The organism is Mesorhizobium sp. INR15 (assembly GCF_015500075.1).
Lineage (GTDB): Bacteria > Pseudomonadota > Alphaproteobacteria > Rhizobiales > Rhizobiaceae > Mesorhizobium.
Map to the genome: position 1 here is coordinate 5,531,674 of NZ_CP045496.1, position 24,198 is coordinate 5,555,871.

Annotated in this window: 18 protein-coding genes; 2 read left to right on the forward strand and 16 right to left on the reverse strand. The window is 62.8% G+C overall.

Annotation, left to right across the window (positions count from 1 at the left end):
- Nucleotides 1-48 precede the first annotated feature (48 nt).
- Entirely contained in the window at nucleotides 49-1,023 is a 975-nt protein-coding gene (locus GA829_RS27105) for a DMT family transporter (RefSeq protein ID WP_258051985.1), read from the reverse strand.
- Nucleotides 1,020-3,326 (reverse strand): xanthine dehydrogenase family protein molybdopterin-binding subunit, encoded by a 2,307-nt coding sequence (locus GA829_RS27110; protein ID WP_195175641.1) that lies wholly within the window; start codon nucleotides 3,324-3,326, stop codon nucleotides 1,020-1,022. Before GA829_RS27110 ends, GA829_RS27105 begins: the two co-directional genes overlap by 4 nt.
- A 152-nt stretch (nucleotides 3,327-3,478) precedes the next feature.
- Between GA829_RS27110 and pepN the strand changes: the two genes are divergently transcribed.
- Nucleotides 3,479-6,124 (forward strand): aminopeptidase N, encoded by a 2,646-nt coding sequence (pepN, locus tag GA829_RS27115; protein ID WP_195175642.1) that lies wholly within the window; start codon nucleotides 3,479-3,481, stop codon nucleotides 6,122-6,124.
- A gap of 192 nt (nucleotides 6,125-6,316) precedes the next feature.
- Nucleotides 6,317-8,638: a PAS domain-containing sensor histidine kinase gene (locus GA829_RS27120; protein WP_195175643.1), complete on the forward strand. Its 2,322-nt coding sequence runs from the start codon at nucleotides 6,317-6,319 to the stop codon at nucleotides 8,636-8,638.
- 107 nt (nucleotides 8,639-8,745) lie between these two features.
- Here GA829_RS27120 and GA829_RS27125 read toward each other — a convergent pair whose 3' ends face one another.
- The 14 genes from GA829_RS27125 to GA829_RS27190 form a co-directional block, all read right to left on the reverse strand.
- Entirely contained in the window at nucleotides 8,746-9,228 is a 483-nt protein-coding gene (locus GA829_RS27125) for a hypothetical protein (RefSeq protein ID WP_195175644.1), read from the reverse strand.
- A gap of 47 nt (nucleotides 9,229-9,275) precedes the next feature.
- Nucleotides 9,276-12,230, reverse strand: a complete 2,955-nt coding sequence (locus tag GA829_RS27130; protein WP_195175645.1) for a bifunctional [glutamine synthetase] adenylyltransferase/[glutamine synthetase]-adenylyl-L-tyrosine phosphorylase — start codon at nucleotides 12,228-12,230, stop codon at nucleotides 9,276-9,278.
- A complete protein-coding gene (locus GA829_RS27135; RefSeq protein WP_195175646.1) occupies nucleotides 12,230-13,696 on the reverse strand; it encodes a sensor histidine kinase in 1,467 nt (488 codons plus the stop codon). The genes GA829_RS27130 and GA829_RS27135 overlap by 1 nt, the downstream gene beginning before the upstream one ends.
- A 34-nt stretch (nucleotides 13,697-13,730) precedes the next feature.
- Nucleotides 13,731-14,405, reverse strand: a complete 675-nt coding sequence (locus tag GA829_RS27140) for a response regulator transcription factor (RefSeq protein WP_195175647.1) — start codon at nucleotides 14,403-14,405, stop codon at nucleotides 13,731-13,733.
- A gap of 308 nt (nucleotides 14,406-14,713) precedes the next feature.
- Entirely contained in the window at nucleotides 14,714-16,264 is a 1,551-nt protein-coding gene (locus GA829_RS27145) for a Do family serine endopeptidase (RefSeq protein ID WP_195175648.1), read from the reverse strand.
- A 134-nt stretch (nucleotides 16,265-16,398) separates the two neighbouring features.
- Nucleotides 16,399-16,866, reverse strand: a complete 468-nt coding sequence (locus GA829_RS27150) for a cytochrome c-type biogenesis protein (protein WP_195175649.1) — start codon at nucleotides 16,864-16,866, stop codon at nucleotides 16,399-16,401.
- A complete protein-coding gene (locus GA829_RS27155; protein ID WP_195175650.1) occupies nucleotides 16,863-18,839 on the reverse strand; it encodes a heme lyase CcmF/NrfE family subunit in 1,977 nt (658 codons plus the stop codon). The genes GA829_RS27150 and GA829_RS27155 overlap by 4 nt, the downstream gene beginning before the upstream one ends.
- A gap of 11 nt (nucleotides 18,840-18,850) precedes the next feature.
- A complete protein-coding gene (ccmE, locus tag GA829_RS27160; protein ID WP_195175651.1) occupies nucleotides 18,851-19,294 on the reverse strand; it encodes a cytochrome c maturation protein CcmE in 444 nt (147 codons plus the stop codon).
- Between the two features lie 13 nt (nucleotides 19,295-19,307).
- Nucleotides 19,308-20,447, reverse strand: a complete 1,140-nt coding sequence (ccmI, locus tag GA829_RS27165; protein ID WP_195175652.1) for a c-type cytochrome biogenesis protein CcmI — start codon at nucleotides 20,445-20,447, stop codon at nucleotides 19,308-19,310.
- Nucleotides 20,448-20,538: 91 nt separating this feature from the next.
- Nucleotides 20,539-20,982: a hypothetical protein gene (locus GA829_RS27170; RefSeq protein ID WP_195175653.1), complete on the reverse strand. Its 444-nt coding sequence runs from the start codon at nucleotides 20,980-20,982 to the stop codon at nucleotides 20,539-20,541.
- A gap of 118 nt (nucleotides 20,983-21,100) precedes the next feature.
- Nucleotides 21,101-22,477: an ATP-binding protein gene (locus GA829_RS27175; protein WP_195179822.1), complete on the reverse strand. Its 1,377-nt coding sequence runs from the start codon at nucleotides 22,475-22,477 to the stop codon at nucleotides 21,101-21,103.
- Nucleotides 22,478-22,523: 46 nt separating this feature from the next.
- Complete coding sequence (locus tag GA829_RS27180) at nucleotides 22,524-23,189, reverse strand: response regulator transcription factor (RefSeq protein ID WP_023812809.1); 666 nt, start codon at nucleotides 23,187-23,189, stop codon at nucleotides 22,524-22,526.
- Between the two features lie 77 nt (nucleotides 23,190-23,266).
- On the reverse strand, nucleotides 23,267-23,566 hold the full coding sequence (locus GA829_RS27185) for a hypothetical protein (protein ID WP_195175654.1): 300 nt from the start codon (nucleotides 23,564-23,566) through the stop codon (nucleotides 23,267-23,269).
- 168 nt (nucleotides 23,567-23,734) lie between these two features.
- On the reverse strand, nucleotides 23,735-24,142 hold the full coding sequence (locus GA829_RS27190; protein ID WP_195175655.1) for a DUF3168 domain-containing protein: 408 nt from the start codon (nucleotides 24,140-24,142) through the stop codon (nucleotides 23,735-23,737).
- Nucleotides 24,143-24,198: the final 56 nt, after the last annotated feature.

Below are 24,198 nucleotides of genomic sequence, written 5' to 3' on the forward strand. Positions count from 1 at the left end.
TCGGAAAGCCAAGCAATTGGCTTTCCGTCCGCTGGCGCGGACCGCTCCTCACCCTTGCGGCGAGGCCACCTTTCGGGTGCGGGTGCGCTCGAGCCCCAACTGGCGTTCGCGCCAGATGATGAAGAGCCCGGCGGCAACGACGATCAGTCCGCCGACCAGCATGTTCGGTGTCGCGATATCGCCGAAGACCAGATAGCCGACGAGCACGCCTAGGATCATCGACGTGTATTCGAAGGGCGCGACCACCGAGGCTTCGGCATGGCGGTAGGCCGCCGTCATCAGGATCTGCGCCAGTCCGCCGCAAAAGCCTGATGCAACCAGTAAACCAGCCTGCAGCGGCGTCAGCGCCTGCCAGCCGAAAGGCAGCGTCAACAGCGCCATGACGCTCGCCGTCGCCGAAAACCACAACACGATTGTCGCCGTCCTTTCGGTCTGGACGAGGTTGCGTACGAGCAGGATGGCATTGGCGGAGATCGCCGCCGAGACCAATGCGGCTATGACGCCGAGCACTTCCTGGTCACCGAGTGCCGCGCCTGAGCGGAGCAGCGTCAGTTCCGGCCAGGAGATGATCAGCACCCCAAAAAGGCCAACGGCGACAGCGCTCCAGCGGTAGATGTGGATGGCCTCGCCAAGGAAGATCGCGCTGAAGACCACCACCAGCAGCGGCTGCGCATAATTCAGCGTGATCGCCTCCGGCAGCGGCAGCCGTGTCAGCGCGAAGAAAGTGAGCCCCATGCCGCAGACACCGACGAGGCCGCGCGCGATGTGGCTGAGCGGGCGCCTTGTCGAGAATGCGGTGGCGAGTTTGCCACGGTAGGCCAGAAAAGCGATGATCGGGAAGATGGCGAAGAACGAGCGGAAGAAGGCGATCTGCCCGACCGGCAGCGTGCCGGCCGCCTTGATACAGGAAGACATGCCGACAAAGACCGCCACCGAAACGATCTTCAGCATGATCCCGGTCAAGACGCGGCCAGGATGATCCGACAGTTTTTCGGCCGCCTCGCCCCCCGGCCCTGATGTCACTTTGCCGCTGCTTCCTGGATCGTTGCCCAAATCCGCGACGGCGTCGCGGGCATCTCGATGTGTTTGACGCCGTAGGCGCGATACAACGCATCGGTAACCGCATTGAGCGCCGCCGGTGTCGAGCCGATGGTCCCGGCCTCACCTGCCCCCTTTATGCCAAGGGCATTGGTGATAGAGGGCACATTACGCGTCTCGAAATGGAAGAACGGGAAATTGTCGGCGCGCGGCATGGCATAGTCCATGAAGCTCGCCGTCAGAAGCTGTCCGTCCTCGCTGTAGATCGTGTCTTCTGTCAGCGCCTGGCCGATGCCTTGCACCACGCCGCCATGCACCTGGCCGGCAAGCAGGACCGGGTTCACCGTGACGCCGAAATCGTCGACGATGGTGTAGCGCACAATGTCGGTCGCACCCGTGTCGGGATCGATCTCGACCTCGCATATATGGGTGCCGTTCGGGTAGGTGCACTCATCCTGCACGAACTCGCCGAACCCCTTGAGATCGTCGGGGTTCTTCGCGGCCTTGGCGATGCTTGAAAAATCAATCGCGCGGTCGGTGCCGACAATGCGGGCAACGCCGTTCGACAGCTCGATGTCGCCGGCGGAAGCCTCCAGTTCGTCGGCGGCGATGCGCTTGATCTTGTTGGCCAGATCCTCGCCCGCGCGCGACGCCGATACGCCGCCCAGCGGAATGGAGCGCGAGCCGCCGGTGCCGCCGCCGGCTTTCAATTCATCGGTATCGCCCTGGCGGACATGGATCCTGTCGATGTCCAGATTGAGCTTTTCCGAGAGGAATTGCGCGTAGGCGGTGGCGTGCCCCTGCCCGTTGGTCTGGGTGCCGATCTTCAATGTCACGGTGCCATCGCCGTTCAGTTCGACAAACGCCGGCTCCGAGCCAGGAAAGGCACAGGCCTCGATATAGGTAGCCATGCCGATGCCGCGGATTTTTCCGCTCGCCTTCGACTGCGCCAGCCGTGCCGGAAACGCCTTCCATTCGGACTGCTCGATGGCACGGTCCATATGGCCTTCGAATTCGCCATTGTCGTAGAGGCGGCCAGTCTGGGTGCGGTAGGGAAACTGCTCGGGCCGGATGAAGTTGCGCCGGCGGATCTCGTCGACGGACAGGCCAAGGTCATGGGCGCAGGCATCGACCAGCTTTTCCAGCAGGAAAGCCGCTTCCGGGCGGCCCGCGCCACGATAGGCATCGACCGGACAGGTGTTGGTGTAGAGGCCGGTTACCGAGACATCCAGCGCCTTGATGTCATAGACGCCGGTCGACATGGTGACGCCGATATAGGGGATGAACGGACCATATTGCGAGATATAAGCGCCGATGTTGGCGAGCAGGTCGACCTTCATGCCAAGGAAGCGGCCGTCCTTGTCCAGCGCCATTTCGGCCGTCACCGCATTGTCGCGGCCTTGCGCATCGGTCAGGAAATGCTCGGTGCGGTCGCCAGCCCATTTTACCGGACGGCCCAGGCGCTTTGCCGCCTCGAGCACCAGCGGGTATTCGCGATAGACGAAGCTTTTCGGCCCAAAACCGCCACCGACATCGGGAGTTATGACGCGCACCTGGTCCTTCTTGATCTTGAACAGGCTGGCCAGGATGTACTGCATGGAGTGCACGCCCTGCGAGCCCGTAGTGAGCACAAAGCGGTTCTCTTGCGTATTCCACTCGCCGATCGCCGAGCGCGGCTCCATGTAGTTGCAGACCAGGCGATTGTTGATGAATTCGATGCGGGTGACGTGAGCTGCCTTGGCAAAGGCCTTCCCGGTCCTGGCCCTGTCACCCATGTGATAGGTAAAGGCACGGTTGGAGCCGAGTTCCGGCCAGACCAGCGGTGTGCCTTCGGCAAGCGCCGTCGCGGTGCCGGAAGCCGCGTCCTCGCCATCATAGTCGACATCGATCAGTTCGGCCGCATCCTGCGCCAATGCGCGGCTGTCGGCGACGACGAAGGCAACGGCATCACCGACATAGTTGACGCGGTCGCGGCACAGGATCGGAATGTCGCGGGTCGGCGCTTTGGTGCCGTCCGGCTGCGCCTGCATCACGCCTGACTTCAGGTCGCCGAGATGGGCGAGGTCCTTGCCGGTCAGCACGAGATGCACGCCGGGCGCGCTCATGGCTGCTTCGGTTGAACCGATTGTAAAACTTGCCTTGGCCACAGGCGAGCGCAAGACATAGCCATGCAGGACGCCCTCCGGCTGGATGTCATCGGTATAGCGGCCCTGCCCCTGGATGAAGGCGGCATCCTCACGCCGTAGCACGGAGGCGCCCATCCCGAATTTCGGTGTGATGACGGTCATGAATGCCTCGCGGTAGCAGGGGGGTGAACGCCTGAAATAGGCAACGGTCCAGTTTTGTCGAGGGGCGCTTTCGTGTAAAGAGCGCCGACTTCAGTTTTTTCAGCCAGGTAACCTAACCCGCTATCGCGGAAATTGACAGGAAAAGCCACGGAATGCGCACTGACACAGGCCAGGTCTTCAAGCTCGAAGACTATCGCGCCAACGACTATCTCATTCCGGAAACCAACCTTACTTTCCGCCTTTCGCCCGAAGCGACCATCGTCACAGCGACCCTGACGATCGAACGCCGCGAAGGTGTCGCTACGTCAGCGCCGCTGGTACTGGACGGCGATGGGCTGACGCTGCACCGCATCGAGATCGATGGCCGCAAGGCCGCACCTGAGGACTTCCTCGCCACACCCGATCAACTGACCATTGCCAGGCCGCCGGCGGCGGACCGGTTCCAGCTGATCCTTGAGACGGAGCTGGCTCCGGCGCGGAACGAAGCGTTGATGGGCCTCTATCGCTCCAGCAACGTCTATTGCACACAATGCGAGGCCGAGGGCTTTCGCCGCATCACCTATTTCCTCGATCGCCCCGATATCCTGTCCGTCTATACCGTTCGCGTCGAGGCACCGCGCGACGAGGCGCCGCTGCTTCTGTCCAATGGCAATCCGGTCGAAGCCGGCGATCTCGCCGACGGATGGCATTATGCTAGATGGCACGACCCCTTCCCCAAGCCGTCCTATCTGTTTGCGCTGGTGGCGGGCAATCTTGGGCTGGTTGGAGACAGCTTCGTCACCATGTCGGGCCGCAAGGTCGAACTTGGCATCTATGTCGAGCCCGGCAAGGAGGCGCTTGCCGGCTACGCCATGGACGCCCTGAAGCGCTCGATGCAATGGGATGAAGAGGCCTTTGGCCGCGAATACGATCTCGACGTTTTCAACATCGTCGCGGTGTCCGACTTCAACATGGGCGCCATGGAGAACAAGGGTCTCAACATATTCAACGACAAATATGTGCTGGCCGACCAGGAGACGGCGACCGACGCCGATTTCGCCAATATCGAGGCGATCATCGCGCATGAGTATTTCCACAATTGGACTGGCAACAGAATCACTTGCCGCGATTGGTTCCAGCTCTGCCTCAAGGAAGGCCTGACGGTTTTCCGTGACCATGAATTCTCCGCCGACCAGCGGTCCCGGGCGGTCAAGCGCATCGCCGAGGTGCGCACCTTGCGCTCGCATCAGTTTCCGGAAGACCAGGGACCACTGGCGCATCCGGTGCGGCCGCGCCGCTACCGCGAGATCAACAACTTCTACACGGCGACGGTCTACGAAAAAGGCTCGGAAGTTGTGCGCATGATCCGCACCATCCTCGGCGCCAAGACCTTCCGTGCCGGCATGGACCTCTATTTCGAGCGCCATGACGGTGAAGCGGCGACGATCGAGGACTTCATCAAGGTGTTCGAGGATGCCTCCGGCCACGACCTGTCGCAATTCGCGCTTTGGTACCATCAGGCCGGCACGCCCAATCTGACCGTGAGCTCGACGCACAATCCGGCCTTGCAGGAATTCACGCTCGAGATCGAGCAATCGGTGCCGCCAACCCCATCCGAGAGCCGCAAGCGGCTGATGCACATTCCACTCGCCTTTGGCCTGATGGGTGCTGACGGCAAGGCGGTCGAGTATACGAGCGTCGACGGCGCCAGTGTCGAGGATGGCGTCATTCATATCCGCAAGCGCCGGCACATGGTGCGCTTCTCCGGCGTTGCCGAGCGGCCCGCGGTGTCACTCAATCGCGGCTTCTCGGCGCCAGTGACGCTTTCGGTCGAGCAGAAAGCCGACGACCAGTTCTTCCTTGCCGCAAACGACAGCGACGCCTTCGCCCGCTGGCAGGCATTCAACACACTTGTGACCGATGCGATGATCGGCGCCTTCCGCCAGGTCCTCGGCGGCCAGCAGCCGGCTTTCGCCGCCAGGCTGACCGGGCTTGCAGGCCGGATCGCCGGTGACGAGACGCTGGAGCCGGCTTATCGGGCACTTGCACTGGCCCTGCCCAGCGAGGCCGACATCGCGCGCGACATCGGCAGGAACATCGATCCGGATGCTATCTTCGCTGGTCGTGAGGCGCTGACGATCGCCATGGCCAAGGCCAACCAGCAAGCGTTTTCCGATCTTTATATAGGCCTTGCCAGCAATGCCGCCTTCAGTCCCGACGCGGCGAGCGCCGGGCGGCGCGCCTTGCGCAACATCCTGCTCGACTTCCTCAGTCTGCTGCCTGGCGGCGCCGAGCTTGCGGCCGATCATTTCCACTCGGCCACCAACATGACCGATCGCGCCGCTGCGCTCACCGTGCTCGCGCATCGTCACCATGGCTCACCAGAGGCGATCGACGCTCTGGCGGCGTTCGAGACGAGATACCGCAACGACGCGCTGGTGATGGACAAGTGGTTCCAGATCCAGGCCAGCGTACCGGGACCTCGCACGGTCGAAACGGTTCGTGCCCTGACCGGCCACCCTGCCTTCTCGATGGCCAACCCGAACCGGGTCCGCTCGCTGATCGGCACGTTCTCCAGTGCCAACCAGACCGGCTTCCACCGCGCCGACGGCGCTGGGTACCTGTTCTTCTCGCAAGCCGTGGCCGAGGTCGAACAGCGCAATCCGCAGGTGGCGGCACGGCTGGCGACCGCGCTGCGCTCATGGCGGTCGCTCGAGCCCTTGCGGCAGGCCAAGGCCCGGGAGGCACTGCTGTCGATCGCCAATGGCGGAAACCTGTCGGCTGATTTGCGCGACATTGTCGAGCGCACATTGGCCTGAGGTTGATCCCCAGAGGCAGGAAGCTCCAACCAGACCCGAAAGCCCGTTATTTTAGTCGATTTTTAATCTTTTTTCGCCCGACCACTGGACAAGGCGAATCACCTTTGATTCTTTAATGACGATTCGGAAGTGCGGTGTTTGCCGGATCACCAAGCGAAAATGCGGGCATACTAAAATCGGGGAGTGCCATTTATGGCGAAGGCGGACGCGTGGGGCGCGCCCGGAGGGTCGGCTTTTGAGCGTCGCGAGACGCGAAGCGATGGCCTTGCCGGGAACACGCGGCTCATTGCCGAACCGGCCTACCGGCGGCTGCTGGCCGCCGAGCCGCTGCTCCGCCGATCGATCCCGGTTCTCATCATCACGTTCCTGATCGTTATCGCGGCACTGCGTATCCTGTCATTGATGAACGAGCGCGACGACGTCGAGCGCGATGCCAAGACAATCCTGACGCTCGCGGCGGGCCAACTGGCGAGTTCACTCGCCGCCGTATCGAGCACCGCGCCGGGCGCCGCCCAGAATCTTCTGGAAGATATCGGTCGTCAGGGCGCGATGGGCCGCAGCCATGTACTCGTTGTCACCGACAGCGCCTTCAAGATCCTCGCCGTGACGCCACGATCGACACCGTGGCTCGGCCATTCACTCGACAACCTCGTCCAGGGCGGCCAGCCCTTGTTCATGTTCGGCGACCGCGCCGGCGTGATGGATGTCACCATCGGCGGGCGGGACTGGTACGCGGCAATCAGCCTGGCGAGCGACCGCAAGAGTGCGGCGGCGGCGCTGGTTCCGCAGGATGCGGTTTTCGATTCCTGGCGCAAGGCTGTCTCGCTGAATGTCACACTGTTCGTGCTGACGGCCGGCGTGCTCATCATCATCCTCTACGCCTATTTCGGCCAGGCAGCACGAGCCCAGGCGGCCGACCGCATCTATCTCGAGGCGCATCAGCGCATCGACATGGCGCTGGTGCGCGGGCGCTGTGGCCTCTGGGACTGGGACATGGTGCGCGGCAAGATGTACTGGTCGCGCTCGATGTACGACATGCTGGGCTATCGGCCCTGCGACACGATGCTGTCGTTCGGCGAAGTCGATGAGATCATCCACCCGGAAGACGGTGACCTGTTCCAGCTTGCCAACCGGATCGTCGCCCGCGAAATCGATCACATCGACCAGGTGTTTCGGATGCGGCACGCGGATGGCCAATGGGTGTGGATGCGCGCCAGGGCGCAAGTCATCGACCCGGAGGCGCCGGAGATCCAGCTGATCGGCATCGCCGTCGACGTCACCGAGCAGCGGCATCTGGCGCTGCGTTCAGAGGCCGCGGACCTTCGCCTCAGGACGGCCATCGAAAACATCAACGAATCCTTCGTGCTCTGGGATTCCACCCAGCGGCTGATCATGTGCAATTCCAAGTACCAGAAGGACAACGGCCTGTCGGACCGCGACGTGATGCCGGGCGCCTCGCGCGCCATCCTGGAAGAGCGCATGCTCGCCTTTGCCTCCGAGCGGCGTTTGGCCAACACCAACGGACCGCAAGGCGGCGCCACTTTCGAACGGCAACTGGCCGATGGCCGATGGCTGCAAGTCAACGAACTGCGGACCCGCGACGGCGGCAATGTTTCGGTCGGCTCCGACATCACCCAGATCAAGCTGCACCAGGAAAAGCTGGTCGACAGCGAGCGCCGGCTGATGGCAACCATCCACGATCTCAGCCTTGCGCGCCGCGCCGAGGAAGAACGTTCCAGCGAATTGGTTGAACTCAACCGCAAATACATGAAGGAGACCGAGCGCGCCGAAGCAGCCAACCGGGCCAAATCCGAGTTCCTGGCCAACATGTCGCATGAATTGCGCACGCCGCTGAATGCGATCATCGGCTTCTCCGAATTGATGGAGCAAGGCCTGTTCGGCCCCCTGGGTTCCGAGCGCTACGAAGAGTATGCCACCGACATCAACAGCAGCGGCAAATACCTTCTGGGCGTTATCAACGACATTCTCGACATGTCGAAGATCGAAGCCGGCCAGTTCTCGATGGACCGCGAGGAAATCGATCTTGGCCCGCTGATCAGCGAAACCGTGCGCGTCGTCTCGCTGCAGGCTGCCGAGAAGTCGATCACCGTGGAGACACGCATCGCCGACGCGTTGACGCTGTTCGCCGACCGCAGGGCGATCAAGCAGATCGTCATCAACCTCCTGTCCAACGCGGTGAAGTTCACCGGTCAGGGCGGTCATATCTCGGTCAGGGCACGCAACACCTCCGGCGCGCTGGTGCTGACCATCGAGGACAATGGCTGCGGCATTCCCAAGGAGGCGCTCGGCAAGCTCGGGCGTCCGTTCGAACAGGTGCAGAACCAGTTTTCCAAAAGCCACGCCGGCTCCGGCCTTGGCCTTGCCATCTCGCGCTCGCTTGCCGAGCTTCAGGGTGGCGCCCTCAAGATTCGCTCGACAGAAAGCGTCGGCACGATCGTTTCCGTGCGCATTCCGGTGAAGAAAATCACCCCGGTCATCAAGGTCGCTGCCTGAGAAGCCGGGCAATCCCGGCGGGAGACAAATCTCCGGCGGATTGCACCGCCGGAGCCGATCGTTTCGTCGCCAGGGCGCATGTCTCGCCCACCTGACGCGACAGCGGCTTACTGCATGTCCTCGCCGTCATTGCCACCGCCATCCCACTGACGGTGGCGGCCGAAGCGGCCACCCTTCGGTAGCTCGCTCTTTTCGATCTTGCCGTCATCGTTGCGGTCGAGCATGGCAAACAGCTTCTTTTCGCGGCCGGTAACGTCGTCGGTCGTCAGCGTGCCGTCGCCCTTGCTGTCGTAACGGGCGATGATGCGCTTGGCCATGCGCTCGAAGCGCGCCTTCTCCAGCGCGGCGGCAAGCTGCTCAACCGTCAGCTTGCCGCCATTGTCGGTGATAAGCTTCTTCAGCTGCGAGTCCATGGCGTCGGAAAATTGGTCGAAGGTGATGGTGCCGTTCGAATCCTTCATGGCCTTGTTGATGCGCATCATTGCGCCACCGCGCATACCGCCGTCCCCGTTGTTGTCGGCATAGGCCGCTGTACCGACAGCGCCCGCCAAGGCCACGAAAGCGAGTGCGAGTTTGGTTGTCTTTCTCATGATAGTCTCCTGTTGCATCGTCACCCCCGATGCGAACCAGACAGCCGTCAGGGCCGTTTGGTACGAAGCAGAAGGTCAAAATCCTTTCTGACCTTCAGCGACGTCTCTTTGAGGTGTGCTTCCAGCACACCGAAATCCGGCAGATCAGTGACCGCCAGAAGCAGATCCGAAAGCCCCGGCGGAACGTCGTCACGTTCAAAAGCGCCGGTGAGGCAAAGCCGCGTCATCTGGGTGACAGCCAGATAGAGCGAATAGGCTTCGCCGAGTTCCTGCCTGACGGTGGCGCTGGCGAAATCCGGCGTCAGCCTCGACAGGATTTCCGCCGTACCGGTATGCCGGCCCTCAGCCTGACCGGTGATGACAGCCACCTGGGCGATGAACTCCAGATCGATGAGGCCGCCCGGGACCAGCTTGATGTCCCAGAGATCGCGCGGCGGTTTCTCGTCCTCGATCATCGCGCGCATATCCGACGCCTCGACCATCACCTTGGCCCTGTCGCGTGGCAGGGAGATGATCGCGGCCACTTCGGCGTCGATCTTCGTGCAGAGACCGGCGTCACCGGCAATGGCACGGGCCCGCGCAAGCGCCATATGCTCCCAGGTCCAGGCCTCGCCGCGCTGATATTTGCTGAAGGCGTCGATATGCGTGGCGACCGGCCCCTTGTTGCCGGAGGGCCGCAAGCGCAGGTCTAGCTCATAGAGCACGCCTTCGGCGGTCGGCGCGGAGACGGCGGCAATCAGCCGCTGCGTCATGCGGGTATAATAGTGCGATGGAGCCAACGGCTTTTCACCATCGGATTCCTCGGCATCGGGGTCATGGTCGTAGAGCAGGATGAGATCGACGTCGGATCCCGCCGTCAATTCGCGGCTGCCGAGCTTGCCCATTCCGAGCAGCGCGACCCTGCCGCCCATAATTCGACCGTGACGCACGGCAAATTCCGCATTCACCGCCTGCAATGCCGCTTCGATTGTCAGGTCCGCCAGATCGGAAAAAGCCCGGCCCGCACGGGCCGGATCGATGGAACCGGCAAGCAGCCGGACACCGATCAGGAATTTCTGCTCCGACGCGAAAATCCGCAAGCGATCGAGCACGTCTTCATAGAGCCTGTCGCCTTCAATGAAGGCGGAAAGCCGCGCCTGGAGATAGGCACGGTCCGGCAACTCGGTCAGCAAGGCAGGATCGAGCAGGCCGTCGAAGACATGCGGCCGGCGGGTGATGATCGCCGCCAGCCGAGGTGCGGCGCCCATGATCGTTGCCAGCAGCTTCAGCAGCGCCGGATTGGACTGCAGCAGCGAAAAAAGCTGGATACCAGCCGGCAGGCCAGCGAGGAATTCGTCAAAGCGCATCAAGGCTTCGTCGGCCCGGCGCGTCTTGCCGAAGGACTGCAACAGAGCCGGCGTCAGTTCCGTCAGCCGCTCGCGCGCCTCCGCCGACTGGGTGACGCGGTAACGGCCGAAGTGCCAGCCCCTGATGACGCGGCAGATATCGCTCGGCCGCTGGAAGCCAAGCCCGTGCAAGGTCCGCAGTGTGTCGGGATCATCGACATCACCGGTGAAGACCAGATTGCCGATGCCGGCTGAAAGCTCAGGCGCTGTTTCGAAAAGCGCCGCGTAGTGACGTTCCACCTGATGAAGCGAGGCGCGGAAGACCTCGGCGAAGGCGGAAGCATCGTTAAAGCCCAGCATGCGGGCGATGCGCTCCAGCCCCTCGTCATCTTCCGGCAGCATGTGTGTCTGCTCGTCAGCGACCATCTGCACAGCGTGTTCGACGCGGCGCAGGAACCAGTACTGGCGGGCGAGCGCGTCGCGCGCATCGGTTGTGATCCAGCCGCGCGCGGCAAGCTGACCGAGCATCGGCACGGTTTCGCGCCCCCGCAGCTCCGGAAAGCGGCCGCCAGCGATGAGCTGCTGGGTCTGGACGAAGAACTCGATCTCGCGGATGCCGCCGCGCCCGAGCTTGACGTTGTGGCCTTTGACCGCAATTTCTCCATGTCCCTTGTGGGCATGGATCTGGCGCTTGATCGAATGGACGTCGGCAATCGCGGCGTAGTCCATGTATTTGCGCCAGATATAGGGCTGCAACTCCTTGAGGAAGGCAGCGCCCGCGGCAAGATCGCCGGCCACCGGACGCGCCTTGATCATGGCGGCCCGCTCCCAGTTCTGGCCGCGCGCCTCGTAGTAGCGCAGCGCTGCCTCAACCGGGATCGCCAGCGGTGTCGAACCGGGATCGGGGCGCAGCCGAAGGTCAGTCCGGAAGACATAGCCGTGTTCGGTGCGGTCCTGCAGGATGCGGACCAGCCGGCGTGTCAGCCGCGAAAACAGCTCCGTTGCATCGAGCGGATCGACGACAGCGGGCGCCTCCGGCTCGAAGAATACGACGAGGTCGATATCCGAGGAGAAATTCAGCTCATGCGCGCCAAGCTTGCCCATGCCGAGCAGGATCCAGCCTGATTGCAAGGCGGGATTTTCCGGATCAGGCAGTTTGAGCTTGCCCTGGCCATGCGCGTCACGCAGCAGGAAATCGACCGCCGCACGCGCACAGGCATCGGCGAGATCGCTCAGCCGGCGCACGGTGATGGCAGTCTCAGCCTCGCCGGCCAGATCGGCCAGGGCAATCAGGAAATGCGCCTCGGCCTTCCAGCGGCGCAATTCCATCATCAGGCCCGATTCCGAGATGGCTTCAGCGCGCGGCGCCTTGCCGATCCCGGCGGCAATCGCAACCAGCCTGGCTTCAACCGTGTGCTCGAAAAGTCCGTCGAGGATTTGCGGCCGCCGGCGCGCGGTATCGCGCAGGAATGGAGACAGATCGAAGACAGCCCTGAGGAAATCCTGGGCCGCTCCTTTGCCGCCAAGGAATTTGGCCAGACGCGTCAGGCCCTCTTCCGTTGCCGCGTCAGCGATCTCGGCCAATTCCTGCCTGGCATGATCCTCGTCCAACGGCACAAGTCGTGCCACGGGTTTCAACAGCCAGTCCATTTCGATACGCTTTGCAGCCGCGCTCATCAGTGATCCTCCCTTACGGGAAAACTCATGACCACGGATAATCCGGGATTGCCAGACAAGAGATCAAGCCGCGCGTTGTGGAATGTCATGACGGCCTTGGCGAGACTGAGGCCAAGGCCGGAGCCCGGCTGCGAACGGCTCTTCTCCAGCCGCACGAAGCGCTCCGTCGCCCGCGACCTGTCCCCATCGTCAGGAATGCCATGGCCATTGTCGGCGACTGCCAGCTTGATCTCGGTGCCTGCCCGCTCCAGGGTCACGCGCACCGCAGGCTGCGCATTGGCGCCGGTCGAATATTTGATGGCGTTGTCGACGATGTTCGACAATGCCTGACCGATCAGTTCGCGGTTGCCGTTGACGAAGACCGCCTCGCCCACATCCGTCTCGAGCGAGACGCCGGCCTCCTCCGCCACGGGCTCGTAGAGCTCGACGACATCGCGCACGGCCTGTGCCAGGTCGACCCTATTGGTGTTCTCGGATGAATATCCGGCCTCCAGCCTGGAGATCATCAGGATGGCATTGAAGGTCTTTATGAGCTGATCGGACTCGGCGATCGTGCCTTCCAGCGCCTGACGGTAGTCGGTGGTCTTGTGCTTGCCGGACAGCGTGGCTTCGGCGCGATTGCGCAGCCGGGTCAACGGCGTTTTCAGGTCATGCGCGATGTTGTCGGAGACCTGTTTCAGCCCTTCGTTGAGCGTCGCGATCCTGGCCAGCATGGCATTGAGGTTTTCCGAAAGACGATCGAACTCGTCGCCAGCGCCGGTGACCGGCAATCGGCCGGAAAGATCGCCGCCCATGATGCGGCGGCTGGCTTTCGAGACGCTGTCGATGCGCTTCAGTGCGGCGCGGCCGACAAAGAACCAGATCAGCAGTCCGCCAAGCCCCATCATGCCGAGTGCCAGCGTGAGAGCGCGGCGGATGACGGCACGGAACCGTTCCGGCTCGCCAAGGTCGCGGCCGACGAGCATGATCATCTGGTTCGGCAGCCGCAACACAAGGGCGATGGCGTTGTGGCCCTTCTCGCCTTGCGCCTGCACATCGGTCGGAGTGTTGCTCTGGTCGGCAGGCAAGTTCCGCTGCCGCTCCAGCTCTCCCTCGCCAAAGCGCTGGTAGGAGAACGGGCTGCTGGTCCAGCCTTCGGCGTCGAGCACACCCGGCTCCAAACTCTGCACATTGCCGGTCAGGATCTGGCCGTTGGCATCCGCAATCAAGTAGAGGTTGGCGCCAGGCTGACGCGAGCGTTGTTCGACCACGCGCACCAGGACCGGCAAGCCACCACGCTGATAGGCGCGGGCCAGTCCGAGCACCTCGTCGTTGATGGTCTCTTGCGTCTGCGCGGTCAGCATGCGTGCCGAGAGCGACGTCATGTAGAAGACAAGCGCCACCGCGCAAATGGCGAAGAGCAGGAGATAGAGCGCCGAAAGCCGCGCTGCCGTCGTCTTCATGATGGCTGGCACGGAAAGAGCCATGCTAGTCCTTGCTGCCACTTTTAGGCGACATGCATCAGCCGCTCTTCAACATGTAGCCGGCGCCGCGAACCGTGTGCAGGATCGACTTGTCGAAGCCCTTCTCGATCTTGCCACGCAGCCGCGACACATGAACGTCGATGACATTGGTCTGCGGATCGAAATGATAATCCCAGACATTTTCAAGCAGCATGGTGCGCGTCACCACCTGGCCGGCATGACGCATCAGATACTCAAGCAGGCGGAACTCGCGCGGCTGCAGCGTGATCTCGCGCGACGCGCGGCGCACCGAATGCGACAGCCTGTCGAGTTCGAGATCGCCGACCCGGTAGACGGTTTCGGCTTCCTTGGCGCTGGCACGCCGGTTCAGCACCTCGACGCGCGCCAGAAGCTCGGAGAAAGCATAGGGCTTGGTGAGGTAATCGTCGCCGCCGGCGCGCAGACCGGTGACCCGGTCGTCGACCTCGCCCAGCGCCGACAGGATCAGCACTGGCGTCGTGTTGCCTCTGGATCTGAGGCCGGCGATGACAGACAGGCCGTCGCGGCGTGGCATCATGCGGTCAATGACCATCACGTCATAGTCGCCGGCGTCGGCAAGCGCGAAGCCGGTCTCGCCGTCACCCGCGACATGCGCGGTGTGACCGGCCTCGGTGAAGGCTTTCTGGAGATAATCCGCAGCCTCGCGATCGTCTTCTATGACGAGAATCTTCATAGAGCCGTTATACGCGATTTCGCTGGAAGGTTGAGTGGCCGGCATGAGCATTGTGGCCTTCTCTGGTTGTCGAGCATGGCGAGGCCCCAAACCACTGACACTTGGGTGACATGCTTGTTTATGACCATGTCGTCACCTCAAAACCGCAGAACACTTTTGAGCGACATGCTTGGAATTACGCGGCAGCGGGCGATGGGAGGCCCGCTGCCGCCGGAGGCGTACACGATGACTGACTAACGTGTCCGGCTCCGTGCTTTCCCATGCGGCGGCTCGGGGGTGTTTGAAACCGCCGCACTGGAAAAGAGGTATCAACCCTTGGCGACAGGCAACGCAACGAAGCGGTTGTTGTCGCCACGGGTGATCTGCATGAGCACCGCCTTGCGCCCTGACTTAACCGCCTCGGCCATCGCCTTGGAGACGTCTTCGGTACCGTTCACTTCCGCCGAGTTGACGGCGGTGATGACGTCACCCGGCTGAATGCCGCGGTCGGCCGCATCGCTGTCAGGATCCACATTGGTGACGACAAGGCCCTTGCCATTGTCGGACTTGGTGATGGTGAGGCCGAGGTCGGCGAGCGTGTCGGCCTTGGGTGCGGGCGCTGGCTGCGGATCGGCGGAGGCCTGCTTGTCCGTTGCCGGCAATTTGCCAAGATCGATCTTGATCGTCTGGCTCTTGCCATCGCGCCAGACAGTGACATCGACCGACTTGCCAGGCGAGTAGGCGCCGATCAGGCGGGCAAGTTCCTTCGGCGAAGCAACGTCCTTGCCATCGACCTGGGTGATCACGTCACCGGCCGCGATGCCGCCCTTCTTGCCGGGGCCGTCGTCCTGGGCGCTGGAAACCAGAGCACCCTTTTCGGACTTCAAGCCAAGCGATTCGGCGATATCGGAGGTGACCGGCTGAATCTCGACGCCAAGCCAGCCGCGCTGCACGGTGCCGCTCTTCATAAGATCCTGCACGACCTCCTTGGCGGTCGAGGCTGGGATGTCGAACGCGATGCCTACGCTGCCGCCCGACGGCGAGAAGATGGCGGTGTTGATGCCGACGACCTGACCATTGAGGTTGAAGGTCGGGCCGCCCGAGTTGCCGCGATTGACCGACGCGTCGATCTGCAGGAAGTCGTCGTAAGGACCAGCGCCGATGTCGCGGCCGCGTGCCGAAACGATGCCGGCGGTGACGGTGCCGCCAAGACCGAACGGATTGCCAACGGCCACGACCCAGTCGCCGACGCGGACCTTGGAATCATCGGCGAAATCGACATAGGTGAACTTGCCGACGCCATCGACCTTGAGCACGGCGAGATCGGTGCGCGGGTCGGTGCCGACCAGCTTGGCGTCGAGTTCCTTGCCGTCGTTCATGACGACCGTGAAGGCAGAACCCTCTTCGACGACATGGTTGTTGGTGACGAGATAGCCGTCATCGGAGATGAAGAAGCCCGACCCCTGCGCCACCGGGCGCGGCTGATCGTTGTTGTGGTCGCGGCGGCCGAAGCGGCGATGACCCTGGTCCTGGCCGTTCTGATCGCCAAAGCCGCGGAATTCCTTGAAGAAGCGGCGCAACTGCGGATTGTCAGGCATATTGTTCATGCCGTCCGGATCGTCGGACTGGTCGGAGCCGTCATCGGCCGCCGGCTCGATCTTGGCCTTGACCTTGACGCTGACGACAGCGGGGGAAACGCGTTCGACGACATCGGCGAAGCCTGGCACCTGCGGCGCCTCGACGCGCACGGCATCGGCCAGAACCGGCCCTGTTCCCGTGGTCAGCGCACCAACGCCGATCGCACCCGCGACTGCGAGGGACGCGACGGCAGCCATCAGGCGCTTGCGGGTGCGGGAATATGAATTGGGGGCAATATTCATGGATCTCGTATCCTCTTTTCAAAAGGGACGCGCTTGGTTTGGCATCCTCAGGAGGAGAGAATTAGAGAGGCGCACATTACAGCGCCATTTCCGACGCATGAAACTTTGGTAATGTTCGGGGATGATTGCCGACGTCAGTCGCGGCGCAATATCGCGTCCAGAGATGCCTGTTCTTCGGCGGACAGGGATCTGGTTTCCAGCATCTTGCGCGAGCGGGTGGTCATGACGATGAAAAGCCCGCCCACGAGCAGCAGGATCACCGGCGTGCCCCATAACAGGGCATTGCGTAGCTCGAAACGCGGTTTTAGCAGCACGAACTCGCCATAGCGGGAGACAACATAGTCCATCACCTGGCTGTCGCTGTCGCCGGCGACGAGGCGCTGGCGCACGAGAATGCGCAGGTCACGGGCCAGGTCGGCGTCGGATTCGTCGATAGACTGGTTCTGGCAGACCATGCAGCGCAGGCCTTCCGAAAGCGCCCGAGCCCTCGCCTCAAGTTTCGGATCGGCCAGCACCTCGTCGGGTTTGACCGCTTGCGCGACGCCGGCGAACACCAGCGCCACCAACAGGACAAGCGACGCGAGCGAGATCCTGGCCGTCATGCGGATGCCGCCGCCTGCTTGCGGCGCCGCGAAGGGGCGCCAACCCGCAGGCGCCGGTCCATCAGCGATAGGGCGGCGCCAGCCATCATCACCAGGCCACCGCCCCAGATCAGCGTGACCAGCGGCTTCCACCACAGGCGCACCACGACAGAACCGTCATTGCCCTGATCGCCGAGCGACAGATAGAGTTGGGAGAAGCCCATCGTCCTGATGCCGGATTCAGTCGTGGTCATCTGGCGAACCGGGTAGAAACGCTTGGCCGAGCTGATTTCACCCGAAACGTTGCCGTCGGCGCCAATCAGGTCGAAACGGCCACGATCTTCGCTGTAATTAGGCCCCTGGGCCGGATAGAGCCCGACGAAGCGCAATGTGTGGCCGGACAGTTCAACCGTCTGGCCGGCATGCATCGACAGGATTTTTTCGGTGCCGAAGCAAAGCGTGCCGACGATGCCGAGTACGGTCAGCCCAAGGCCGAGATGGGCAAGTGCCGTGCCGAAGACCGAGCGCGGCAGGCCGAGAAAGCGCCTGACCATGACCGCCGGCGCGACATTGCCGACCCCCGATTTGACGGCAAGATCGGTGAGCGCGCCAAGGATCAGCCAGACGGCGAGACCGGCGCCAATAGCCGCGAACACCGATGACCCGTCGATGAACAGGGCCGTGACCAGCACGGCCAGCAAGGCTGCCCCGAAAGCCGCCATCAGCCGCTGAGCCACCGCGAAAATGTCGCCACGCTTCCAGGCCAGCAAGGGTCCAAAGGGAACCATGACCAGCAGCGGCACCATCAGTGGCCCGAATGTCAGATTGAAGAACGGCGCGCCGACCGAGATCTTGTCGGCCGAGAAAGCCTCGACGGCGAGCGGGTAGAGTGTGCCGACCAGCACGGTGGCGGTGGCCGTGGTCAGGAACAGGTTGTTGAGAACGAGAGCCCCTTCGCGCGAGATCGGATGGAACAGGCCGCCTGCCGTCAACCTCGAGGCGCGCAGCGCAAACAGCGCCAGCGAGCCGCCGATGAACAGCGTCAGGATGCCGAGGATGAAGACACCGCGCGTTGGATCGGTGGCGAAAGCGTGGACGGAGGTCAGAACTCCGGAACGCACCAGGAAGGTGCCGAGCAGCGACAGCGAAAAGGTCAGGATCGCCAGAAGCAGAGTCCAGATCTTCAGCGCCGAGCGCTTCTCCATGACGATCGCCGAATGGAGCAAGGCGGTGCCTGCCAGCCACGGCATGAAGGACGCGTTCTCAACCGGGTCCCAGAACCAGAAGCCGCCCCAGCCGAGTTCGTAGTAAGCCCAGTAGGATCCCATGGCGATGCCGCCAGTCAGGAACATCCAGGCGACCAATGTCCATGGCCGCACCCAGCGCGCCCAGGATGCATCGATGCGGCCTTCGATGAGTGCCGCCACCGAGAAGGAAAAGCAGATCGAGAAGCCGACATAGCCGAGATAGAGCATCGGCGGATGCACGGCGAGGCCAAGGTCCTGCAGGATCGGATTGAGATCGCGGCCTTCGATGGGCGCCGGCGAAAGCCGGATGAACGGGTTGGACGTCGCCAGGATGAACAGGAAGAAGGCGGCGCCGATCGACCCCTGCACGGCAAGCACATTGGCCCGCAATGTCGCCGGAAGGTTGCTGCCAAAGGCGGCAACAAGCGCGCCGAAGAAGGTCAGGATCAATACCCAGAGCAGCATCGAACCTTCGTGATTGCCCCAGGTTCCGGTGATCTTGTAGATCAGCGGCTGCAGCGAATGCGAATTTTCCCAGACGCTCGCCACCGAGAAATCAGAGTTGGCATAGGCGCTCGCCAGCGCGGCGAAAGACAAGGCGGTCAAGGCGAAACCAGTGATCGCGACCGGGCCGCCGACCGCCATCAGGCGCTGGTTGTTCAAACGCGCGCCAAAAAGCGGCACGATCGTCTGCACCAGCGAAAGCGCGAACGCCAGGACCAGCGCGAAATGTCCGGTTTCAACCATGGCGCTGTCCATTACTCACTCTTTGTCTCCTGCCAGACGCCCTTGGCTTTCAAGCCGTCGGCGACTTCCTTGGGCATGTAGCGCTCATCGTGCTTGGCCAGCACGCTGTCGGCGATGAAGACACCGTTCGGATCGAAGCTACCTTCGGTGATGACGCCCTGCTCTTCGCGGAACAGGTCGGGCAGGATGCCGGTGTAGGTGACCTTGACTGATTTGTGCGTGTCGGTGACCGAAAAGGCAACGGTCGCGCCTTGACCTCGCTGAATGGTGCCCTTTTCGACCAGGCCGCCAAGCCGGATGCGCTGGCCGGGCGGCACACTGGCGGTGACGAGATCGCCAGGCATGTAGAAATAGGACGCCTTCTGGCCAAGCGCGTAAAAGGTCAGGCCGGTGGCGGCGCCGAGAAAGGCCAGTCCACCCGCGATCACCGACAGCCGTTTCTGTTTGCGCGTCATTGTCCCGGGCCTGCTATTGCGTCGCCGTCAGGCCAAGCGAGGCGGCAAAGGTGGTGAATTTCCTGGCTTCGTCACTATCGGCGCCAAAGACGGCGATGCTACGGCTGAGTGCGCCACGCGCTTCATCGGCCTTGCCCAGCACGACATAGGAACGAATAAGCTGCATCCATCCTTCCGCATCACGGGGATTTTGCCGCAGTTTTTCGTCGAGGCCGGCAACCATGGTGTTGATCATGGCTTCCCGGTCAGTCTGGGACATCGACGACGCGGCATCGACCTCCTGTGCATTCGGACCCTTTGCCGGTTCGCCTGAGGCAACGCTTGAATTGCCGGATTTGGCCAGCGCCTGCTCGACCGCTCCGCGCCATGGTGAATCCGGCGGCAGCTTGCCCAGCATCGTCTGCCAGGCGGCGACGGCGTCACTGGCGCGGCCTTCCTGCGCCAATGCCATGGCCAGATAGAAACTCGCTTTCGGATTCGACGGATCGAGCTTCAGCGATGCCTCGAATGCATCTTGCGCATCGGCCGAGACAATTCCGCCGGCGGCATTGGCGATGGCCTCGCCAAGCCCCGCTTGGCGAACCGCGCTGTCGCCATCAAGGCGAATGGCGTTGCGGTAAGCCGTCACCGCATCCGAGAACCGCTGCATGCGCAGATAGACAGGCGCCAGCACATCCCATCCTCGTCCGTCGGACGGATTGGCGGCAAGATGAGCCTCGGCCCGTGCCACCAGTTCATCGACGGAGCTGTCCGCCGGGTTCTTGGCCAGCCGTTCGCTGAGCGGCTGCGACGGCAAGTCGGGCGAACCGATCTGGCTGTAGAGGCCCCAGCTGACCAGTGGCACGGCAAGAACGGCCGCTGTCGCCACGAGCCTGGTGGTGATCAGCGCCTGCTTGGCCGCAGCCTTGCCGGCAGGGTCGGCGCTGTTCAGGCGAAGGATACGGCGCGCGATCTCCGCGCGGGCCTCTTCGGCTTCCGCCGGCTGGATCAGGCCACGCGCCGTGTCGCGGTCGAGCTCTGACAACTGGTCGCGATAGACTTCCAGATCATGGTCGCTGCTCGACGACGTGCCCTTGGCGCCGCCGGCCAGCGGCAGCAGCACCGCCAGGCTTGCACCCAGCGTCAGGATAGCGGCTATGACCCAGAACAACATGGTTATTCCAATACCGGCAGAGCCCTGCCCTGCCAACACAGGCATGCTGCGACGCTTTGACGAGACCCTACCGATTGTCGGTCGGAACGCGTCAGGTCAGCGGCGTCCAGCTGCCATCGCCATTACGGCAAGCGGTTCCTCGCGCGGTGACGCCGGCGCCGCCGGTAAAGACCGTCTGAGTATACTGGCGGCAGTCCTGCGAGCCGACGCGATAGGGTTGGGCCGGAACGACTTCACCGTAGTGCGAAGCCTGATCGCCCTTCCAGGCCACTTTCTGGCCGCTCGTGGTGTATTCCAGTGCCTTGTATTCTGCTTCGAGCGCGCTGCGCTTCTCGGTGTCACTCAGCCCATTGCCGATCGAACCGCCAACAAGACCGCCAGCCATCGCCGAAATGATCGTTGTCGCAACCTTGCCACCGGCAGGCGGGTTGGCGGCGGGCGGTGATACAACCGACACCCCCGGTCCGTTGCCGCCCAATGTGGTGCAGCCGGAAACGGCAAGCAGTAGGGATACAAGCGCAACGCGAATCTTCATGCCAACAACCGGTTTTCTTGAGCACGATGAGCTGGGGGCCGCGCCATCAGGGAGTTGGCATGGCCATAGTATTGATATTTGTCGGAAATTTGGCCGTTTGCGACCATCCGGGAAAGCATTATTGAAGGCTCCGTAACCGCACGACCGCCTTCAATCCGCCCATGCCGGACCGTTCGAGCATCAGCACGCCTCCATACTCGTTGACGAGGTCGGCGACAATGGCAAGCCCGAGCCCGGTCCCCGGCTTTGTTTCGTCCAGGCGCCGGCCACGCTTCATGGCTTCGCGCGCCTTGTCCTCGGGAATGCCGGGGCCGTCGTCCTCGATGCTGATCTCGAACAGATTGGCCGTGTCGTCCTTGGCCGCCAGAGGCATGACCGACACCGATACAGCGCTCCTTGCCCATTTCATCGCATTCTCAAGAAGATTGCCGAGCAGCTCTTCCAGATCCTCGCGTTCGCCGGCGAAGACAATCTCGACAGCGGGCAGCGAAAGCGACAGGCTGGTCTGCGGGTTGAGCTTCTGCAGCACGCGCACCATGCGCTGCACCAGCGGTGTTACCGGCGTGCGGTAGACGACGCTGTCACGCTGCGCCGCGACACGGGCCCGCTGCAGATAGTGCTCGACCTGCTTCTGCATCGACGCGGCTTGTTCCGTGATCAGCTGGCCCTTGGCGCCGCCGAGCGCCCGCCCCTCATTGAGCAGAACCGCCAGCGGCGTCTTCAGCGAATGGGCGAGATTGCCGACCTGGGTGCGCGAGCGCTCGACGATGCGCTTGTTGTTCTCGATCAGCGCATTGGTTTCATTGGCGAGCGGTTCGATTTCGGCCGGGAAACGGCCGTCCAGCCGTTGCGCCGTGCCCTCTCGCACCATGGCCAGCGCGTTCCTGACGCGGCGCAGCGGCTGAAGACCGAGCAGGATGGCGATGGCGTTGATGGCGATCATGCCGACGCCGAACAAGGAAAGATATGTTAGCAGACGGCGCTGGAAGCTGCCGATTTCCTGCTCCAGCTCGGTCTTGTTGCCCATGACACGGAAGCGCGCGGCGCGGTTCTTCGAATCGAGGACGAATTCGCTCTCGAACACCACCAGTTCTTCGTGATTGATGCCTTCGGTGGCGTAGCTGCGCTGGAAATTGGAGTTGAACGGCACGTCGGCGACATCAGGCGAGCGGATGGCTGTTGTCATTGACGACGAGTGCAGGTCGCCATGAACGCCTTCCGAGGCCGGTTCGACCGACCAGTACCAGCCTGAATTGGGCTGCGAGAAACGGAGATCGCCGAGATCGGGCGCACCGGTCAGCGCGCCGTTGTCGGAAATGCCGACGGAGCCGATCAGGTTGAACAGATGCGCCGAAAGCAGGCTGTCGAAACCGCGTTCGCTGGCCTGGCGATAGAGCGTGGTGATCAAGGTGAAGATGACGATCAGTGTGAGGATCGCCCAGACCGTGGAAAAGGCGATGACGCGGAACGCCAGCGAACGCGGCCATAGGCGCAGCGAAAGCCGCTTCCTGACTGTCGGACTGGTGGGGAGCGTTTCCGAGTTACGCCTCCGGTTCGCGCATGCGGTAGCCCATGCCGCGCACGGTCTCGATCATATCGATGCCCATCTTCTTGCGAAGCCGCCCGACAAAGACCTCTATGGTGTTGGAATCGCGGTCGAAATCCTGGTCATAGAGATGTTCGACCAGTTCAGTCCGCGATACGACCTCGCCCATGTGATGCATCAGGTAGGCCAGCAGGCGAAACTCGTGCGAGGTCAGTTTCAGCGGCACGCCGTCGACATCGGCCTTCGATGCCTTTGTGTCGAGACGCAGCGGCCCGCATGTGAGTTCGGAAGACGCATGGCCCGCGGCGCGCCGGATCAGAGCACGCAGCCGCGCCAGCACCTCTTCGATGTGGAACGGCTTGGTGACGTAGTCGTCAGCGCCAGCGTCAATGCCGGAGACCTTGTCGCTCCAGCGGTCGCGCGCCGTCAGGATGAGAACCGGCATCTTGCGGCCGCCGCGCCGCCAGCGCTCAACCACGCTGATGCCGTCCATCTGCGGCAGGCCGATATCGAGCACCACGGCATCGTAAGGCTCGGTGTCCCCGAGAAAATGGCCTTCCTCGCCATCGAAAGCCCGATCGACGACATAGCCGGCATCGACCAGCGCATCCGATATCTGCCGGTTGAGATCCTTGTCATCCTCGACGACGAGCACACGCATGCGGGAATTATACCTGTTGTGAAGAACTGGCCGGCTTCAGCTATAGGCCGATTCCAGCGGCCTGTGAAACGGAGGGGTCAGTTCTGGGGAACGACGATCTCGGAGCGGCGCGGACGTTGTCCGTCCTTGCCCGGGACAAGCACGACGATGACGCAGACCGGTTGACCGCCGCGTGTCGACTGCGAAGCCTTGGCAAGTGTCCCGCCATTCTCTTCCGCCACCTGCTGACCGATCGCATAGCAGTCGGAATCAGCCAGGACGATCTGATCAACCTGCGCGGGCTCGACGGCCGGCAATGCCATCGCCTGCGACGCCAGCAACGCCGCGGCGCAGAGCACCGGTATCGCGGTTCGGAAATGGGAGCGAAGCGTTTTCATGGTTGGCGTTGTAACGCATCGGTGCTGAACGTGAAATGAACAGTGAACGCCGCAAAAAACATGCCCGCCACACCCCTGAAACGCGAGTCACCCGGAGATTTCGCCGCCCGCCCTGACAAAGCCAGCGAAACACAGTCTAGACCCGGTTCAAGCCATATTGAAAGCGCGTCAGGTGTTTTCCTGCGTCAGGGCGCGAAAGCGCAGCATTCCATGATGCACCAGAAGCTCCTCGTCATAGCGCGCTTCGGAGAACTCCAGCACCAGCCGTGTCTGCCCGCGCGGGCCGATGATCAGCACCGCTTCGGCCAGGCGCGCCTTGACCCTGTCCATGATGGCTTGTGTTTCGCCTTCGCCTTGCGCCTTCGACCAGACATGCAGGGTGATTAGCTGATCAGCATCATTCTCGGCGCCGGTGTTGCCATCGAAGGCGCTGGTCATGCCGCAAGTCACATAGGGAAAGGCTCCATTGACCGCTTCACGCTCAAGCAGTCCGGCGCCGCCAAGCAGCGCCGAGAGCGGGGCATCGCTTTTCAGTCTCAGGAACAGTGCCTGCTGCAAATCGCCGGGCGCGGTCATCGTCGTCTTCCCTCGCCTGTCGCGGCCTCGTGGGCCTTCAGAATTGCGCGAATCTA

Coding starts and splice junctions, on each gene's coding strand:
- GA829_RS27120 (WP_195175643.1), top strand. CDS start 6,317: ATGGCGAAGGCGGACGCGTGGGGCGCGCCCGGAGGGTCGGCTTTTGAG.
- GA829_RS27140 (WP_195175647.1), bottom strand. CDS start 14,405: ATGAAGATTCTCGTCATAGAAGACGATCGCGAGGCTGCGGATTATCTC.
- ccmE (WP_195175651.1), bottom strand. CDS start 19,294: ATGACGCGCAAACAGAAACGGCTGTCGGTGATCGCGGGTGGACTGGCC.
- ccmI (WP_195175652.1), bottom strand. CDS start 20,447: ATGTTGTTCTGGGTCATAGCCGCTATCCTGACGCTGGGTGCAAGCCTG.
- GA829_RS27185 (WP_195175654.1), bottom strand. CDS start 23,566: ATGAAAACGCTTCGCTCCCATTTCCGAACCGCGATACCGGTGCTCTGC.
- GA829_RS27190 (WP_195175655.1), bottom strand. CDS start 24,142: ATGACCGCGCCCGGCGATTTGCAGCAGGCACTGTTCCTGAGACTGAAA.
- GA829_RS27155 (WP_195175650.1), bottom strand. CDS start 18,839: ATGGTTGAAACCGGACATTTCGCGCTGGTCCTGGCGTTCGCGCTTTCG.
- GA829_RS27125 (WP_195175644.1), bottom strand. CDS start 9,228: ATGAGAAAGACAACCAAACTCGCACTCGCTTTCGTGGCCTTGGCGGGC.
- GA829_RS27170 (WP_195175653.1), bottom strand. CDS start 20,982: ATGAAGATTCGCGTTGCGCTTGTATCCCTACTGCTTGCCGTTTCCGGC.
- GA829_RS27130 (WP_195175645.1), bottom strand. CDS start 12,230: ATGAGCGCGGCTGCAAAGCGTATCGAAATGGACTGGCTGTTGAAACCC.
- GA829_RS27145 (WP_195175648.1), bottom strand. CDS start 16,264: ATGAATATTGCCCCCAATTCATATTCCCGCACCCGCAAGCGCCTGATG.
- GA829_RS27150 (WP_195175649.1), bottom strand. CDS start 16,866: ATGACGGCCAGGATCTCGCTCGCGTCGCTTGTCCTGTTGGTGGCGCTG.
- GA829_RS27180 (WP_023812809.1), bottom strand. CDS start 23,189: ATGCGTGTGCTCGTCGTCGAGGATGACAAGGATCTCAACCGGCAGATA.
- GA829_RS27135 (WP_195175646.1), bottom strand. CDS start 13,696: ATGGCTCTTTCCGTGCCAGCCATCATGAAGACGACGGCAGCGCGGCTT.
- GA829_RS27110 (WP_195175641.1), bottom strand. CDS start 3,326: ATGACCGTCATCACACCGAAATTCGGGATGGGCGCCTCCGTGCTACGG.
- pepN (WP_195175642.1), top strand. CDS start 3,479: ATGCGCACTGACACAGGCCAGGTCTTCAAGCTCGAAGACTATCGCGCC.